This is a genomic window from Streptomyces luteolifulvus, assembly GCF_008806595.1.
Taxonomy (GTDB): domain Bacteria; phylum Actinomycetota; class Actinomycetes; order Streptomycetales; family Streptomycetaceae; genus Streptomyces; species Streptomyces luteolifulvus.
The window spans coordinates 1-15,726 of the sequence record NZ_VZRB01000069.1 but is presented as its reverse complement, the minus strand read 5'-3'; the positions used below and the strand labels follow the sequence as shown (position 1 = coordinate 15,726).

Annotated in this window: 13 protein-coding genes and 2 pseudogenes; 11 read left to right on the top strand and 4 right to left on the bottom strand. The window is 69.6% G+C overall.

Going from position 1 to position 15,726, the window contains the following annotated elements:
* Positions 1–172 precede the first annotated feature (172 nt).
* The 4 genes and pseudogenes from tnpA (at position 173) to F7R91_RS42420 (ending at position 4,003) form a co-directional block, all read left to right on the top strand.
* Positions 173–596 (top strand): annotated as a pseudogene (tnpA, locus tag F7R91_RS40790) (IS200/IS605 family transposase).
* A 452-nt stretch (positions 597–1,048) separates the two neighbouring features.
* On the top strand, positions 1,049–2,551 hold the full coding sequence (locus F7R91_RS40785) for an FG-GAP repeat protein (RefSeq protein WP_150958802.1): 1,503 nt from the start codon (positions 1,049–1,051) through the stop codon (positions 2,549–2,551).
* A gap of 318 nt (positions 2,552–2,869) precedes the next feature.
* Positions 2,870–3,472 carry a GNAT family N-acetyltransferase gene (locus F7R91_RS40780; protein ID WP_150958801.1) on the top strand — a complete coding sequence of 201 codons (603 nt, stop codon included), beginning with the start codon at positions 2,870–2,872 and terminating at the stop codon, positions 3,470–3,472.
* A gap of 66 nt (positions 3,473–3,538) precedes the next feature.
* Positions 3,539–4,003: a hypothetical protein gene (locus F7R91_RS42420; protein ID WP_191971882.1), complete on the top strand. Its 465-nt coding sequence runs from the start codon at positions 3,539–3,541 to the stop codon at positions 4,001–4,003.
* Positions 4,004–4,545: 542 nt separating this feature from the next.
* On the opposite strand, the gene F7R91_RS40770 is transcribed toward F7R91_RS42420, so the two are convergent.
* Positions 4,546–5,988 carry an FAD-dependent monooxygenase gene (locus F7R91_RS40770; protein ID WP_150958799.1) on the bottom strand — a complete coding sequence of 481 codons (1,443 nt, stop codon included), beginning with the start codon at positions 5,986–5,988 and terminating at the stop codon, positions 4,546–4,548.
* A 157-nt stretch (positions 5,989–6,145) separates the two neighbouring features.
* Here F7R91_RS40770 and F7R91_RS40765 point away from each other — a divergent pair, with 157 nt between their 5' ends.
* The gene (locus F7R91_RS40765; RefSeq protein ID WP_150958797.1) at positions 6,146–6,724 is read left to right on the top strand and encodes a TetR/AcrR family transcriptional regulator; all 579 of its coding nucleotides are present in this window, start codon (positions 6,146–6,148) and stop codon (positions 6,722–6,724) included.
* 38 nt (positions 6,725–6,762) lie between these two features.
* On the opposite strand, the gene F7R91_RS40760 is transcribed toward F7R91_RS40765, so the two are convergent.
* Complete coding sequence (locus F7R91_RS40760; protein ID WP_150958795.1) at positions 6,763–7,302, bottom strand: GNAT family N-acetyltransferase; 540 nt, start codon at positions 7,300–7,302, stop codon at positions 6,763–6,765.
* Between the two features lie 197 nt (positions 7,303–7,499).
* The gene (locus F7R91_RS44485) at positions 7,500–7,901 is read right to left on the bottom strand and encodes a MarR family transcriptional regulator (RefSeq protein WP_225321102.1); all 402 of its coding nucleotides are present in this window, start codon (positions 7,899–7,901) and stop codon (positions 7,500–7,502) included.
* On the opposite strand from F7R91_RS44485, the gene F7R91_RS43560 reads away from it, so the two are divergent.
* The 6 genes and pseudogenes from F7R91_RS43560 to F7R91_RS40730 all read left to right on the top strand — a co-directional run bounded on the left by F7R91_RS43560 (position 7,786) and on the right by F7R91_RS40730 (position 14,956).
* Complete coding sequence (locus tag F7R91_RS43560; protein WP_225321104.1) at positions 7,786–8,106, top strand: hypothetical protein; 321 nt, start codon at positions 7,786–7,788, stop codon at positions 8,104–8,106. The genes F7R91_RS44485 and F7R91_RS43560 overlap by 116 nt on opposite strands.
* Positions 8,107–8,152: 46 nt before the next feature.
* Positions 8,153–8,286: pseudogene (locus F7R91_RS43555) on the top strand (aldehyde dehydrogenase family protein); the annotation flags it as partial.
* A gap of 139 nt (positions 8,287–8,425) precedes the next feature.
* Positions 8,426–9,844 carry an aldehyde dehydrogenase family protein gene (locus tag F7R91_RS40745; protein ID WP_150958791.1) on the top strand — a complete coding sequence of 473 codons (1,419 nt, stop codon included), beginning with the start codon at positions 8,426–8,428 and terminating at the stop codon, positions 9,842–9,844.
* Positions 9,845–9,878: 34 nt separating this feature from the next.
* Positions 9,879–11,438, top strand: coding sequence for a GMC family oxidoreductase (locus F7R91_RS40740; protein ID WP_150958789.1), 1,560 nt, complete (start codon positions 9,879–9,881; stop codon positions 11,436–11,438).
* 148 nt (positions 11,439–11,586) lie between these two features.
* Positions 11,587–12,828 carry a PucR family transcriptional regulator gene (locus F7R91_RS40735; protein ID WP_191971880.1) on the top strand — a complete coding sequence of 414 codons (1,242 nt, stop codon included), beginning with the start codon at positions 11,587–11,589 and terminating at the stop codon, positions 12,826–12,828.
* Positions 12,829–14,389: 1,561 nt separating this feature from the next.
* Positions 14,390–14,956 (top strand): DUF4291 domain-containing protein, encoded by a 567-nt coding sequence (locus tag F7R91_RS40730; protein WP_150958785.1) that lies wholly within the window; start codon positions 14,390–14,392, stop codon positions 14,954–14,956.
* A 317-nt stretch (positions 14,957–15,273) separates the two neighbouring features.
* On the opposite strand, the gene F7R91_RS40725 is transcribed toward F7R91_RS40730, so the two are convergent.
* Positions 15,274–15,726: IS5 family transposase (locus F7R91_RS40725; protein ID WP_150958783.1), on the bottom strand; the 453-nt coding region annotated here is incomplete at its 5' end.

Below are 15,726 nucleotides of genomic sequence, written 5' to 3'. Positions count from 1 at the left end.
ACGCAGCTCGTACTCGCGCGGCACGCCGTGCTCGAACGCCACCTCCGACACCCAGTTCGCGGCGTCATTGACCGTGCGCAGGGTGCGCTCAAGCACGGATGCCTGCACGGCATCCGGCATGAGTTTGACCTGCGTCACGATCTTCACGGGCGTGATCGTAGCATTGATCTATATCACCAGCTGGGAGCCAAATCCCGATATCCGCAGGGGCCGTAGCGTCGTCTACACCCTCCACGCACATTTGGTCTTCACCCCAGTATCGGCGCGGACCATTCACCGACGAGGTCCTTCGGCGCTGCGAAGAGGTCATGCGCGACGTGTGCACCGACTTCGGCGCGGAGCTGCGGGAGTTCAACGGCGAACGCGATCACGTCCACCTGCTCGTGCACTACCCGCCCAAGGTCGCCATCTCCCGGCTCGTAGGCTCCCTCAAGGGTGTCTCCGCCCGGCGCCTGCGGCAGGAGTTCCCCGGCCACATCCGCAAGTACCTGTGGGGTGACCACTTCTGGTCGCCGTCCTACTTCGCCGCATCCTGCGGGGGCGCCCCGCTCGCCGTCATCAAGGAGTACATCGAGAACCAGAAACGTCCCGGCTGAGGTCAACAGCGCAGACCAGTGCACCCGCGCAGGTCAGAGCAGCGTTAAGAAGCGCTTCCTCCCGGGCGTGAACGCCCGGGGTATTCCGCGCTAGATCACGCTGAACTTGGCTGTAAGCAGCGTCGCCAAGGCCGTATCAGATCGCCCTGCATCGGAAGATGCGTCCGGCGAGGCGTACAACCCTGGACGAACTTCGGATGTCTTTGAGGTGAGAAGAGAGAGGCGTTGTCCTCGACCGCACCAAGCAAGGGGGAGGCGCGCATATGATTCCGCGCTCTTCTACTACGGGCGCTCGGCATTAAGCCCGGACGCTCAAAGCACCCGCACGGGTCCGTCCTTCGTCGGCTCGCCGAGGGACCTTACCGCGCACCTCCGCCGACCAACCCCCCACGCACAGTCCACCGCGGCTGAGCCGACGCCGCGGGCAACCTTGGGACCAAGGAGGTTCTCCCGTGCGTCGCTTCACAGGCTTGGCCCTCACGGCCGCGGCGATCTTCACCCTCGGCGGTGGCGCCGTGTGGGCGGCCCCCGCCGCACCGGCCGCAACGCCCTTTCCGTCGATCGGCTGGCAGCAGCGCAACTGCGACTACGACGGCAACGGTTTCGACGACGTGCTGCTCGGCGCCCCTGGCGCCACGGTGAGCGGCGCAAGGGGCGCCGGCTACGTCACGGTGCAGTACAGCTCGTCGAGCGGTCTGAGCACCGCCAAGAAGAGCGTCCTGCACCAGAACACCTCGGGCGTCCCGGGCGGTGCCGAGTCCGGCGACGGCTTCGGGCAGGCTGTGGCCTCCGGCGACCTGGACAACGACGGCTACGACGACGCGATCGTCGGCATCCCCGGCGAGGATCTGGCCGGGCTGTCCAACGCGGGCGGCGCCATCGTCTTCTGGGGCTCGCCGACCGGGCTGCACGGGGCCGACAGCAGCTGGCTGGAGAACCCCGGCCGGTTGCGGGCCGACGCGAAATTCGGGCGGGCGATCGAAGCGGCTCGGTACTTCGCCCCGGACCCGTCGGATCCGGACGCCAACCCGCGCGACAGCATTGCCGTCCTGGAGAACGACACGCTGCTGTTCTTCACCGCCCCACCGGGCGCGGCGGTGAAGCAGCTGAAGCCGGCGGACGACGGCGTTCAGGCCCTGGACCTCACCCCGCTCGAGACCGGCTTCGCCCTGCGGAGTCTCAGCCACGGGAACTACAACGAGGACTCCTGGGCGGACCTGGCGATCTCCGGGGTGACCACCGGCGACCATCCGGGCATCGGCGCCACCCGGGTGCTGTACGGCGCACCCAGCGTCGAGGCTCTGGGGGACGGTGGCGCGTTCGACGGCGGTCCCGCGGTCGTCTCCAGCGACTTCAACCACGATGGCCAGGACGATCTGGCCATCGGCGACACGGGCGCCGGTTCACCCGTCGGCGGATCCGTCTCCGTCTATCTGGGCAAGGGCGACCTCTCCGGCCTCGACCCGACCCCGGCTCAGACGTGGACGCAAGACTCCCCCGGCGTCCCCGGCACAGCCGAGGCCGGCGACCGGTGGGGCTCCGAGATGTCCTCCGGCGACACCAACGGCGACGGATTGCCGGACCTCGCTATCGGCGCGCCCGGCGAGGACGTCGGCTCCGTCTCCGACGCGGGCGCGGTCTGGGCGCTGCGCGGCGCACGCGGCGGGCTGACGGCGACCGGGGCGCGCAGCTTCGACCAGAACCACCCCGACATCCCCGGCGCGGCGGAGCCCCTGGACCGCTGGGGCGGCCAGGTACGGCTGATCGACGCCAACAAGGACGGCCTGTTCGGCCTGCTTGCGGCGGCACCGGGCGAGAACACCAACGACGGCTTCGTATGGGTTGTCCCATCCTCGTCGTCGGGCCTGGTCGCCCACGGCACCTGGACCTATGACGGGGCACGCCTCGGGGCGCCGGCGGCCAATGCGCGGTTCGGGGCGGCGATCGACGAGTAGCAAAGCCGCAAGGCGGCTCTGAGTTCAGCGCCTGAGCTGATGGTTTCAACATGTCACTGCCGGACGCGGTGGCTCTGCGGATCAGAGGGCATGCCAACGGACTGAGATGGGCCGGGAAGCGGCAGAGGAGTCCCGGCTGCGGTGCTGTCGCGCGGATCAGGCCTGCGATCGCCTGGCCGAGGCCGTGGCCGCCATCGGCTGAGCGTGATCCGGCGAGGCATGCTCGCCCACGCGGGGTGCCCGCATACTGGTCGTCGCGGCGCTCAGCCCGCCCGTGCCGGTACCGTCCCAGTGAGAGATGATCACTGGGGGTAGTGCATGGGGTTGGAAGCCATAATGCTGGCGGGCGCACATGTACGGCTGGAACCGCTCACACACGGACACCACGATGGTCTGTGCCAGGCTGTCCGTGACGGCGAGTTGTGGAAGCTGCAAGTGACGCTCGTCCCCCATCCCCGCGACGTGGGTGTATTCATCGACGACGCACTCGCCGCTCATGCCGCCGGCAGCCAGCTCGCGTTCGCGACCATCGACCTGGCCACGGGGCGCATCGCCGGATCGACCCGGTTCATGGCGGTTGACCTGCCGAATCGCAGGCTGGAGATCGGCTTCACCTTCCTCGGCCGGTCCTGGCAGCGTACGGCCGTCAACACCGAGGCCAAGCTGCTGATGCTCACCCACGCGTTCGAGACCCTTGGCATGAACCGCGTCGAGTTCCTCACCGACGTCCGAAACAGCACCTCGCGTGCCGCGATCACCCGCCTCGGTGCCACCCATGAGGGGGTCCTGCGCCAGCACATGGTCATGCGCGACGGCTGGATCCGTGACTCCGCGCTCTACAGCATCACCAGTCCTGACTGGCCCGACACGAAGAACTCCCTCATGGCCCGCCTCGACGAGCACCATCCGTCCGCTTTCTGATTGTTCGGAATGCCTTCCGGAGCCATCGAAGGCACGTGATCGAGCAGGCGAGTTCAAGAAGGCTCGGTGCTCCGGGCAGCCGGCCGTGACCTGCCCGCCCTGAACGGGGTGGTCCTGCACGAAAGCCGTCTTGAACGCCACCTCGCCCAAGGCGCCCCGCCGTGCGCGCCCTTCACTGCCCGCGGCGACCGCCAGGATCTGTGGACCTGCTCCGCCAACCACCCCGACTTTGCCGACGCCGACGCGCTCGTCGCCCTGCCGCGCTCCGGCCTGCTGGTCCGCCTGCAGGCCCTCGACGACGACCGCTTCCACGACGCGATCGAACTGCTCACCACCGCCGACACGGACACCGAAAACCCGACACCGCGGAACTCTTGCGCAACCTCCTACCCCGGCCGATCCACACCCGCTGACCCCAGGGACCCCGTGCCGATACCCAAGGACCAACTCTGCTCCGGCCCGGCCACGTACAGACGCCCGGCGCAACGGTCCCGCTCGAGATCGCCGCCACGCGCCCTGCCCGAAGCGTGACCGCCACCTGCAGCGTGTACACGCTCGGCATGCCGCAGCATCTTGCTGGCACGCCCGCCACGTCCTGGAGGCAGCGGCTGGCGCCCTCGTGTGCCAGGCCCGTTTGCGACAGGCCGGAGAGCAGTAGACCCGCTTCGGGCGCCGGGGCCGTACGCCCTTCTCTGCCGGGCCGGCGGTGACAAGGTGCTCCGGCTGCGGTTGGCCGTTGTCGCGGCAGACGAGGGCAGGCCGCGGTTGTGCCGGGGGTGCGGTGGGCCGTTGATGCCCTCGGCGAAGTCGCCTCGAAGGCCATGGCCGACGACACCGCCAGGCACGCAGTGAAAGGCGCAGTTCGACCAGTTCCGCCAGCAGGTCCCGTACGGACAGGCGGAAGCCGCCCGCTCGAACGGGTCCAGGTCGAAGTCGGCGCCGAGCTCGCGGTTGAGCCGATGGTGGACGGGTCCTTGAGCCTGTGTCTGAACCCCGACCGGGCGCGCGCCGCTGGCACGCTCGCACGCACCAGACGACGCGCGCTGATCCGGCCGGGGTTCAGACGCAGGCTCTCACCCCACGTGGGCGGCGACCGCGCTCTCGATCGCCGTGGCGTCCGCGCCGTCCGTCGCCCACGCCGCGTATCCGTCGGGGCGGACCAGCACGGTCGTACGGCGGTCTCCCGCCCAGCGCTCCACGGCCAGCCGGTCCTTGCGCGCACCCTGCCCCTCGTATGTTTCCGGAGTGATCAGCACGAACCGGCCGCCGCGCAGGGCCTCGTAGAGGCGGCCGCCCGACAGGGCGACATCCGGCACCCGGGTGCCGGTCAGACTGTGGGAGCCACGGGGGGCGGGGTAGCGGTAGCCGATGCCGGTGATCTGGCCGGCCGCCCTGCGCCGGGCCGGGCCGACAGTGTTGAGGAAGGTGGTGAGCGCCGCCCGCAGCGCCAGCGTCCAGGGGCGCCTGGCCATGGCGAGGCGGACGATGCCGCCGCTGCTGCGCAGCACGGACCTGCCCACAGGGTGGCGCTCGGCCTGGTAGGAGTCGAGCAGTTCCGGCGCCGCGTGGCCGTTGACGACGGCAGCGAGCTTCCAGCCGAGGTTGGCCGCGTCCTGCAGGCCGGTGTTCATGCCCTGTCCGCCGGCCGGGGTGTGGACGTGCGCGGCGTCGCCGGCGAGGAAGACCCGGCCCGCTCGGTAGGCGGGCGCCTGCCGCTCGTCGCTGTGGAAGCGGGACATCCAGCGGGCGTCGTGCATCCCGAAGTCGCGGCCGAGGGCGAGGCGGGTGATCTCCTTGACCTCGTCGAGCCCGAGAGGCTCGCTGTCGGGGACGTCGCGGCGGCGGTCCCAGCCGATCACCCGGTAGTAGCCGTCGCCGAACGGTGCGAGGAAGGCGAAGGCGTCGCCGACCGCGTTGACGGTGAGGAGCGTCTCGGGTTCCTCAGCGAGCCGGACGTCCGCGAGGACCACGGAACGGATCACGGAGCGCCCCGGGAAGGGCAGCCCGACCGCCTGCCGCACCGCACTGCGCATCCCGTCGGCACCGACGGCATAGGCGGCCCGGAGCGATTCGACCGCCCCGCCGGGACCGCGGACCTCGACGGTCACGCCTTCCGCGTCCTGGGCCAGCCCGGTGACCTCGGTCTCGTAGCGGAACTCCACTCCCGCCTCGACGGCCCGCCGCTCCAGGACCTTCTCCACCTCATATTGCGGGATGACGAGGAGGTGGTTGAAGCGGGAGGGGAGGCTGCCGAGCTCGACCGTCAGCCGGCCGAAGAGACGCAGCCGGTCGAGGCGGCGGCCGGCCGCTTCGAGGTCGTCGGCGAGGTCGCGGGCGTCGAGCTGTTCGAGCGTGCGGGCGTGCAGGACGAAGGCGCGGGAGAGGTTGCTGATCCTGTGCGGGCGCTTCTCGACGAGGGTGACGGGGACGCCGGCAGTGGCGAGGTCGCCGGCCAGCAGAAGGCCGGTGGGACCGGAGCCGACGACGATCACGGGGTGCGTGGTGCGGTGGTTCATGAGGGCCTCCTCTTGACAACGCGCGTTCCGCCAACGCATGTTTGCCAACACTTGCTTGCCAACAACTGTTTGCCAACGCTCGTTGACGAGACTAGGCGCGCCGCCCGCCATGAGTCAACACTTGTTGGCCTACGAATGTTGGCCTACGCTTGGTGACATGAACGGCAATGACAGCAGCACCACCCGGCGCCGCTCCGACGCCACACGCGGCGCGATCCTCCTCGCGGCCCGCGAGCGCTTCGCAGCCGACGGGTACGAGCGGGCCACCATCCGCGCCATCGCCAAGGACGCGGGCATCGACCCGTCGATGGTGATGCGCTACTTCGGCAACAAGGAGGGCCTGTTCGCGTCGGCGGTCACCGTGGACCTGAAGATTCCGGACATCGGCTCGCTGCCGCGGCACGAGGTCGGCCGGGCGCTCGTGGCGCACTTCCTCGCCATGTGGGAGGAGAACGAGGTGCTCACGGCCCTGCTCCGGGTCGGCGCGACCAATCAGGCCGGCGCCGAGCGTATGCAGGGGATCTTCCGGGACCAGCTGCTGCCGGTCGCCCTCACGGTGTGCCCCGACCCCGAGCAGTCCCCCGCGCGGGCCGGACTGGTCGCCACGCAGCTGCTCGGACTGGCGCTCACCCGGTACGTTCTGCGGATTCCGCCGGCCGTGGAGCTGAGCCGCGAGGAGATCGTGGCGTGGCTGGCGCCCACGCTTCAGCGGTATCTGACGGCGCCGAGCCCCTGAGTCTGACGGCCGGCACACCACCCCTTTCGATCACGGGCTCAAGCGGACGGCGTGACCGGGGACCGCTGGCCGAGCCACTGCTCGGCGTTCCAGGCCTGGAACCGCTCTACCTCGGTGAACCCCAGCTTTGTCGCGAGACGCATCGAGCCGACGTTGGCGGTCTGGGTGGTGAGCACCACCGGCTCGCCGGGAAGGACGCCGTCGAACCAGTCGAGTGCCGCCGCGCACGCCTCGGCGGCATACCCGAATCCCCACGCTCGCGGCAGGAACAGGTAGCCGAGATCGGCCTTCCCCGCGGCAGTCGGGCGACTGTGCCCCGTTGCTCTCCTGAGCAGGATCTGGCCGATCATCGCCCCGTCGAGATCAACGACGAAACTCCCGGGCCACCGCTCGGGCACCGCGGGCATCTCGCGCTCAAGCTCGTCACGCGGGCGGGGACCGCCGAGGTAGGTGTGCACCTCTGGCGACGCCAGCAGCTCGATGAACGCCGCACGGTCCCGGGCCTCGGACTCGCGGAGCACGAGCCGCTCGGTCTTGATCGGGGCAGGTGGCCAGGTGACGGACCCTAGTTCAGTCATGGCGGGCAACCTATCGCGCACCCGCAAACGGGCTTTCATGGCTCACGAACAGAACCACGGCTCCTCGGCGTCAGATACCCGCTGAAGATTCTGCGCCGTGAAGCTCCGAAGGTCACAAGGCGACGAACCATGCTCCCGCAGATAATAGGGCGTTATCCGTGGAACGACTTCAGACCGACCCCGCAGCCGACGCTCCGTCAGCCGCCCACCAGGGCCAACGAACGCTTAGCGCACGATCTGACACGGATGTTCCTCATACCCCGGCCCGTACCGGAGGCGTGAGCCACCCGGGCCACCCCGCGGGTTCTCACGAGGAGGCGGGCCTCTCGCGGTGTGGAGCGGCTTCGGCGCTCCGGCACAGCCGGGCCACGACGTGGGCGTACCTCTCGTCGAAGGCCAGCACGTTGAAGGCCGGCGTCCAGTTCGTGATCGAGCGTGCGACTGGCCTGTTCCCACAGGCTTCGGCCCGCCTCGGTCATCTCTATGCGACTGATCCGCCGGTCGCCGGGCCAGGAGGCGCGTCTCACCCAGCCCGAGCGCTCCAGCTGGGCGAGCCCCCGGCTCGCCGAGGATGCTGTCACCCCCAGCCGCCGGGCCACGTCCCCGACCGTCACGGGCTGCGGATGGCCGAGCGCCACCACACCCAGTGCCGCGGCGCTGGAGCGTGCGGTCCACCTGGTGCTCCCGGTTCCGGCGGGAGGGACCGTGCTGGCTGCCGGAGGGCTGCTGCTCAGCGGCGTCACCAATTGGCTGCTGCGCAGCAAGCCGGCGACGGGCGAACCCCGGGTCACCGCTGCGGTGTGAAGGGACTCACCACCGCTCGGGCCGACCTTGTGCATGCCCGACACATGAGGCCTCCTCCGGCGGCCTCGACTTCGGTCTGCCGATGTTCCACCTCGGGGTGCCGTCGGCGGGAGCTGCATGGGCAACTACCACGGCCGCGACTCCATCGAGACGCTCAGCCACCGCAAGGCCGTACTCGACTTCGGCAAAGGGTCGGGCGACGTCCGTCCTTGTGCAGATGCACAATCGGGTGAGCCGATCCGGCTTCACCGCTCCATCGACCCCGTCGTCACAGCTCGCGCACACTGCCGGGAAAACGGGCCGAGCAAGGAGCACAGCCATGAAGACCTACAGCGGGCACTTCATCGACGGGGAATGGACCCAGGCGCCGAACGCCGAGGTGATCGAAATCGTCAACCCCGCGGACGAACGTGTCATCGGCTCGGTTCCGGCCGGTACGCCCGAGGACGTCGACCGGGCGGTGCGTGCCGCCGCCCGGGCCTTTGAGGAGTGGTCCCAGACCTCCCCCGAGGTCCGTGGGGACTATCTGCGGCGTATCCACGGTGTGCTGGAGGAGCGTGCGGAGGAGATCGCGCGCCTGGTGGCGAGCGAGGTCGGTACTCCTGTCCAGGAGAGTCGGGTCCTGCAGTCGGGACTGCCCGTTTTCACCTTCGGTCAGGCCGCCGAGCTGGCGGCCGGTTTCGACTTCGGGCCGGAGGAGGTCGGCAATTCGCACGTCGTCCGTGAGCCCGTCGGAGTCGTCGGCTGCATCACACCCTGGAACTTTCCGCTGCACCAGGTCTCGCTGAAGGTGGCGCTGGCCCTGGCCGCGGGCTGCACGGTCGTGCTCAAGCCCTCCGAGGTCGCTCCCCTGTCCGCCATGCTCCTTGCGGAGATCGCCGAGTCCGTGGGGCTGCCCGCCGGAGTGCTCAACGTGGTGACCGGATACGGGCCGGTGGTGGGTGAGGCGCTGGTGAGCCACGCCGACGTGGCGATGGTCTCGTTCACCGGATCGACCCGGGCCGGCCGGCGGGTGGCGGCGCTGGCGGCGGAGACCGTCAAGAAGGTGGCGCTGGAACTCGGCGGCAAGTCCCCCAACGTCATTCTGGACGACGCCGACCTGGAGGCCGCGGTCACCGACGGAGTGGCCAAGTGCTACCTCAATGGCGGCCAGACCTGCATCGCTCTCACCCGCATGCTCGTCCCCCGTGACAAGCTCGAGGAGGCCGGCCGGATCGCTGCCGGGGTGGCGCTCGGCTACCGCGTCGGCGACCCCCAGGACGAGGAGACGCGGATCGGTCCCCTGGTCTCCGACGTCCAGCTCAAGCGCGTACGCGACTACATCGCGGCCGGGATCGCCGAGGGCGCCACCCTGCTCACCGGCGGCCCCGACGCGCCGCACGACGGGCCCGGCTACTTCGTGGCTCCGACCGTCTTCACCGACGTCACCAACGACATGACCATCGCCCGCGAGGAGATCTTCGGACCCGTCCTGTCGATCCTGCCCTACGACACCGAGGAGGAGGCCGTGGCCATCGCCAATGACACGCCCTACGGCCTCGCCGGCGCCGTGTGGTCGGGCGACCCCGAACGGGCGCGCTCGGTTGCCGGCCGGATCCGGGCCGGGATGGTCGACGTGAACGGCGGCGCCTTCAACCCCCTCGCCCCGTTCGGAGGCTACAAGCAGTCGGGAGTGGGCCGAGAGGCCGGGCGCCTGGGCTTCGAGGAGTTCCTGGAGACCAAGGCCATCCAGTACTGACCGCCTGGCCGGCCGCCGAGAGAAAGGGCACACCATGTACGACTACATCATCGTGGGTGCGGGATCCGCAGGCTGCGTGCTTGCCGCCCGGCTCAGCGAGGACCCCGACGTGCGCGTCCTGCTCGTGGAGGCCGGCCCGGCCGACGACGCTCAGGAAATCCACGTTCCGGCCGCGTTCTCGAAGCTGTTCCGGACCAAGTACGACTGGGACTACCTCAGCGAACCCGAGCCCGGCCTCGAAGGCCGACGGCGCTACCTGCCCCGCGGCCGAATGCTCGGCGGCTCCTCGTCGATGAACGCCATGATCTACATCCGCGGCAACCGCCGCGACTACGACTCGTGGGCCGCCGCGGGCGCCAAGGGCTGGGGCTGGAACGACGTCCTGCCGTACTTCCTGCGGTCGGAGGACCACCACGCCGGCGCCTCCGAATGGCACGGCGCCGGCGGCCCGCTCCCGGTCAACCCCGGGCGCTCCCGCAGCCCCCTCGTCGACGCCTTCCTGGCAGCGGCTCAGCAGGCGGGGCACCCGTTCAACCCCGACTTCAACGGCCCTGAGCAGGACGGCGTCGGGTATTACGAGCTCACCCAGCGCGGCGGCCTGCGGTGCAGCACGGCCGTCGCCTACCTGCGGCCCGCCATCGAACGGCCCAACCTGTCCGTGCTCACCGGGGTGCAGTGCAGCCGCATCCTCCTCGAGGGGGGACGGGCCGTTGGTGTCGAGGTGGACCGGGACGGGGCGACGCAGGGGCTTCGGTGCGAACGGGAGGTCGTCGTCTCAGCGGGTGCTTACAACTCACCCCAGCTGCTCATGCTGTCGGGCATCGGGGTCGCCGACGAGCTCGCGGCCCTCGGCATCACCCCCAGGGTGAACCTACCGGTCGGCGAGAACCTCCAGGACCACCCGCACCTGGCCGTCGTCCATCTCACCGACACAGAATCCCTCCTCACCGCCGAGAACTCCGAGAATCTACGGCTGCTGGAAACCGAAGGCCGCGGGCCCCTCACCTCGAACGCCGGTGAGGGCGGCGGGTTCTTCAGGACCGACGGCGGTATCGACACCCCGGACGTGCAGATCCACGCCGTGCCTTCGATGTTCCACCAGGAGGGGCTGGGAGCGGCCACCGACCATGCCTTCCACATCGGCGCGGTGCTGCTCGCGCCGACCAGCCGCGGAAAGGTCACGCTGCGCTCGGCGCTGCCCAGCGCCAAGCCGCGCATCCTGCACCATTACCTGTCCACCGAGGAGGACCGGGCCACAGCGATACGGGCGCTGCGGCTGGTGCTGAACATCGTCGAACAGCCGGCCCTGCGCAAGCACCGCCGGGCGGACTTCCTGACGCCGCCGTCCGACAGCGACGCCGACCTTCTGGCATACGCGCGGCGCGAGCTGCAGACCCTGTACCACCCGACGAGCACCTGCGCGATCGGCCCGGTGGTCGACGACGAGCTGCGCGTGCACGGTGTGGCGGGGCTACGGGTGGTCGATGCCTCGGTCATGCCGACCGTGGTCCGGGGCAACACCAACGCACCGACCATCATGATCGCGGAACGGGCGGCGGACCTCATCCGCGGAACGGTGGCCGTCGACGTCTGACGCGGACGGATTGTTGACGTAGGCGGGGTGTCGCCACAGCCACCTCATGTGGTTAGTCTGCCAGTGGGCCGGCCGGCTCCGGGCCACTGGCCCGTCGTGGTGGGACAGCCGGCGCAGCGGTCCCGCCGACCTCACTGCGGGAGCCCGAATGACTGTCACCCCTCCGTACGGCGGTGTACGCGACAGCGGCATGGACGACGGCCTGCGCAGGCTGGTCGACGTGCTGCTACCCGGGATCGATCGTTTCGCCGACCTGCTCACGGACCGGATCACGCAGGAGGAGGACGCCTATCGCAACCACGGCCACGTGAAGCACGACCAGCTACGCGCCTCCTGCGCGGACAACCTGCACTCCATGGTCACCCAGCTGGGCCGGGACGCTCTTGACCTGCGCGTACCGCACGACACCGGCCGTTTCAAGGCCGAGCACGGGGTGCCGCTGTCCGCGGTGACACACGCCTACCGGCTCGCCGGACGGTTCCTGTGGGAGTGCGTCCTGACCGAGGCGGGAGACACCGTAGCCCGGGAGATGCCGCACGTCGCCACCGCGGTCTGGTCGGTCAGCGACACCTTCACCGACGCGGTGGCCGTGGCCTACCGCGACACCATGTCCGAGCGGGCCCACCATGACCGGCAGGTCAAGAGCCTGCTGCTGGCCGCGCTGCTCGACGGCAGGCTGGATGAGGGCACCCACCTGTGGGAGTGCGCCGACGCGCTGCGGCTGCCGCAGCACGGAGTCTTCGCCGTGGTCAGCGCCGAGCCCGCGGCCACGGGCGGTCCGGCGGACGAGGACGCCCTGCGCGACATGGAGGGCGCACTGCGAGCCCACGGCGTCTTGTCGGTCTGGCGCCGGGAGGACGACGCGCGGGTGGGGCTGCTCTCGCTCCGGTCGTCCGGGAGCCTTGCCCAGGCCGTGGAAGTCCTTCGGGGGCGGAGCATCGGGAGGGTGGGCGTGAGCACCCTTTTCCACGACCTGGAGCAGGCGCCCGGCGCCTTTCGCCAGGCGCGGCTCGCCTGTGCCTGCGTCGAGCCGGACGCCCGCGAGGTGGCCTCCTACGGCGACTCACCGGTCCGCCTGATGGTGGTGAGCGCCCCCGACTCGGCCCAGCACGCGGTGCGCAGAGTGCTCCGCCCCGTTCTCGAACTCCCGCAGCACGAAAGGGAGCTGCTGCTGGAGACGCTGTGCCAGTGGTTCGCGTCGGGCGGGTCCGCCACCGAGACCGCTGCCCGGATGTACTGCCACCGCAACACCGTGACGTACCGTCTGCGGCGCGTGCAGGAACTCACGGGGCGCTCACCCACCGACCCGGTGGGGGCGAGCGAGATCCACCTCGCTCTGGAGGCACACCGCCTGCTGACGGACCGGCCCACCGGCCCGGCCGGTTCATGAGACAGGTGTCGCCTTCCCGCCCAACCGGAACTGGGGGACGGGAGGACAATGGTCGGTTCAACGACTGAATGCTTCCCCCCTTCACTTGCCGTTTTTTGGAAAGGCTCGTTGCCACTCCGGCAGGACGCGGGGGCGTCCTGCCGCGGGGTGCGGCTGACGAGGACGCGTTGGCGCGAGCTGCCGCAGCACCGGGGTTCCGCATGGATGATCACTCACTGCTCGTCGGGGAGCCACTGCTGGTGGGAGAGGCGCTGATGCTGCCGGAAGCACTGGCGGAAGGCCTCGCAGTAGGGGTTGTGGAAGGGGTTGCCTTCGACGAGGACGGGCTGGGGCTGTCACTGGAGGGTCGCGGGGTCGGCTTGACCGTAGCGGGTGGAGGTGCGGTGGTGGTGACACGAGGTCGGGAGGCCGACCTGTCGCCGCGAGTCGCCGTCGGCTGAGGGCGGCGGATCCCGTCGCCGCTGCGGTCCCGGACACGACTTCGGGCTGGGGGCGTGGTCGCATTCTCCGGTGAGGTCGGTGAAGCGGTGACAGGGGTCTGAGGCTCGTCGAGGGATGGCCGTTCCGGGACCGACACTGCTCGTGGGACTGTCGACTCACCAAGCATCGATCCTGCTGCAAGACCGCCAAGAACGGTGAAGGCGGCTGCGGTAAGGCTCCGTACGGCATACTTCTTCAGCCGCGGCGGTTGGTCGCAGCGGACTGCCGACAGACCCTGCGAGGGAGTTGGGGCCCCGGGAACATCAGGGGACTCCGCGATGCCGGAACTCCCCTCAAAGCGGACCTCCGGTATCGCGAAGTCCACTGCCGGAACAGCACCTTCTCGCCGATCGCTCACGTGTGCCATGTCGGAGTCGTATGCCCCGCACTCCGGGCACGTAACGGCGCCGTTGAGCGTGCGACTGCATGGGATGCAATAGTCCATAACGCGGCCGCTCAGTCCTCGGGCCCACGGGAGGAAACGTGCGTCCCGGCCGAACAGCAGTCAGCAGTAGGGAACCGCCGCCTGATTGCTTTCGGAACAGTCTTTACCATGTGCGAACCTCACTCAGCGGGCTGCGGGTGCGTCACCCGTTACTGGGGTCAACGCGGCGGACTGCATGAGTGCTCAGTCGTCGACAGGGAAGTGGGGTATGTAACACCGCTGTGCACGCTGTTGCTGAGCAGGACGGCGCAGCACCACCCCGGCGTGCGCGTCGACGGTCACGGCACGTTCCGGGGCCAGCGCTGTTCGCGTCCCGAGGCCCGACGTCCCCGGGCACACTGATTCACTTCGCTTCTGCGACGTATGCGCCCGCTGGGCGAGAGCCCTTGACGAGGGAGCAGGCGCGGCGCTTGCGCGGCCTGGAAACACCGTCACTGCGGCCGGCCTGCTCCCGCTCCCTTCCGCTCTGCTGCAGGTTCTGCGCCCCGACGACCACGATTCCGTTCTGGCTGGGGACGCTCAAGCCTGTCCTCGTCGCACCCCTCAACGAGTGGCCATGACCAACACATTCGGACCGACCGGGGGGCGGGGAAAATGGTTCGCGATGCGAGTGGAGCGGATGACAGGGTGCGGCGCATGGCAGCCCAATACCAGATTCGCGCAGACTACGATGCTGACACGATTGTGGTCTACCAGGCTTACGCGCCGGCCATAGCCGACGCAGCACTGCGAGCGGGCCGCTTCGTTGCGCCGTTCTCATTCCACAGGATGACATGGATCAAGCCCTCATTCCTGTGGCTCATGCACCGTAGCAACTGGGCCCGCAAACCCAGTCAAGAGCGCGTTCTAGCAGTGCGGATGACCCGGCAGGGCTGGGAGGAAGCTCTGTCCCAGGCTGTGCTCACGACGGCGGATCCGGCAGCTGTGGCCCAGGCAGCCGTACATGTCCAGTGGGACCCGGAACGCTCGTTGCGCGGAGCGGCACTGAACCACTACAGCATCCAGGTCGGCATCGGCCGCAATCTGATCCGCACATTCACCGACAGCTGGATCGTCAGCCTCACCGATCTCACCCCCCAGGTCCGCAAGGCCGCGACACTGACACAAACCGGGCACGCTTCCAAAGCCCAGCGGCTATTCCCCGCAGAGCGGGTATATCCACTGCCACGGACACTGGAAGGCCTCCTTTCCCCCGTCCCCTGACCACACCACACCGCACCTCACCGCGGCAGCGGTCGAGGCCCGGCTCCCTCAGGCGCTGGCCCGACGCCCTGGGAGCACGGCCGCGAAAAGACCGGACGTGGCGGGACGATCGCCCGCGCCGACCGGCCCAGCCCCCAGGAGCAGCCCACCCCAGTCACAACCAGAGGGGACGAACCTCAGGACGCAGCCCGGCAGAATGACGGGCTTGACTTCCTCCCCCGCCTACAGGCGGGGGATTCCAGCGGTCGCCCGCTGGGGTTCCTGCTTCACCGACGACTGCCCCGTCCGGGAGGACTCCCGTTGAGGTCTTAGAGGTCCTAACAAAGGCGTTGGACGTGTCTGTAGGTGATGAGGCAGGTGGCGAGGCCGAGGAATGCCTCGTGAATGTCGTCGCGTCGTTCCCAACGGATGCGCAGGCGGCGGAAGCCGTGCAGCCAGGCGATGGTGCGTTCGACGACATACCAGAAGATGCCCAGGCCGGAGCCGTGGGGCTGGCCTCGTTCGGCGATGACCGGGCGGATGCCCCGGGCCCACAGCAGGCGCCGGTACTTGTTGTGGTCGTAGCCGCGGTCGGCGAGCAGCGCGTCGGGCCGGTGTCGGGGCCGGCCTACGGTCCCGGCGACGGCGGGGATCTTGTCGAGCAGGGGCAGAAGTTGGGTGACGTCGTTGCGGTTGCCGCCGGTCAGCGACACCGCGAGCGGGATGCCCTGGGCGTCGGTGATGACGTGGTGCTTGCTGCCCGGCCGTGCGCGGTCGACCGGGCTGGGCCC

What these genes read in the sequence shown, in the direction of transcription:
- F7R91_RS40770 (WP_150958799.1), bottom strand. Translation starts at nt 5,988, where the DNA reads ATGAACCACCGCACCACGCACCCCGTGATCGTCGTCGGCTCCGGTCCC.
- F7R91_RS43560 (WP_225321104.1), top strand. Translation starts at nt 7,786, where the DNA reads ATGCGACTGATCCGCCGGTCGCCGGGCCAGGAGGCGCGTCTCACCCAG.
- F7R91_RS40760 (WP_150958795.1), bottom strand. Translation starts at nt 7,302, where the DNA reads ATGACTGAACTAGGGTCCGTCACCTGGCCACCTGCCCCGATCAAGACC.
- F7R91_RS40745 (WP_150958791.1), top strand. Translation starts at nt 8,426, where the DNA reads ATGAAGACCTACAGCGGGCACTTCATCGACGGGGAATGGACCCAGGCG.
- F7R91_RS40740 (WP_150958789.1), top strand. Translation starts at nt 9,879, where the DNA reads ATGTACGACTACATCATCGTGGGTGCGGGATCCGCAGGCTGCGTGCTT.
- F7R91_RS40765 (WP_150958797.1), top strand. Translation starts at nt 6,146, where the DNA reads ATGAACGGCAATGACAGCAGCACCACCCGGCGCCGCTCCGACGCCACA.
- F7R91_RS40735 (WP_191971880.1), top strand. Translation starts at nt 11,587, where the DNA reads ATGACTGTCACCCCTCCGTACGGCGGTGTACGCGACAGCGGCATGGAC.
- F7R91_RS40730 (WP_150958785.1), top strand. Translation starts at nt 14,390, where the DNA reads ATGGCAGCCCAATACCAGATTCGCGCAGACTACGATGCTGACACGATT.
- F7R91_RS40780 (WP_150958801.1), top strand. Translation starts at nt 2,870, where the DNA reads ATGGGGTTGGAAGCCATAATGCTGGCGGGCGCACATGTACGGCTGGAA.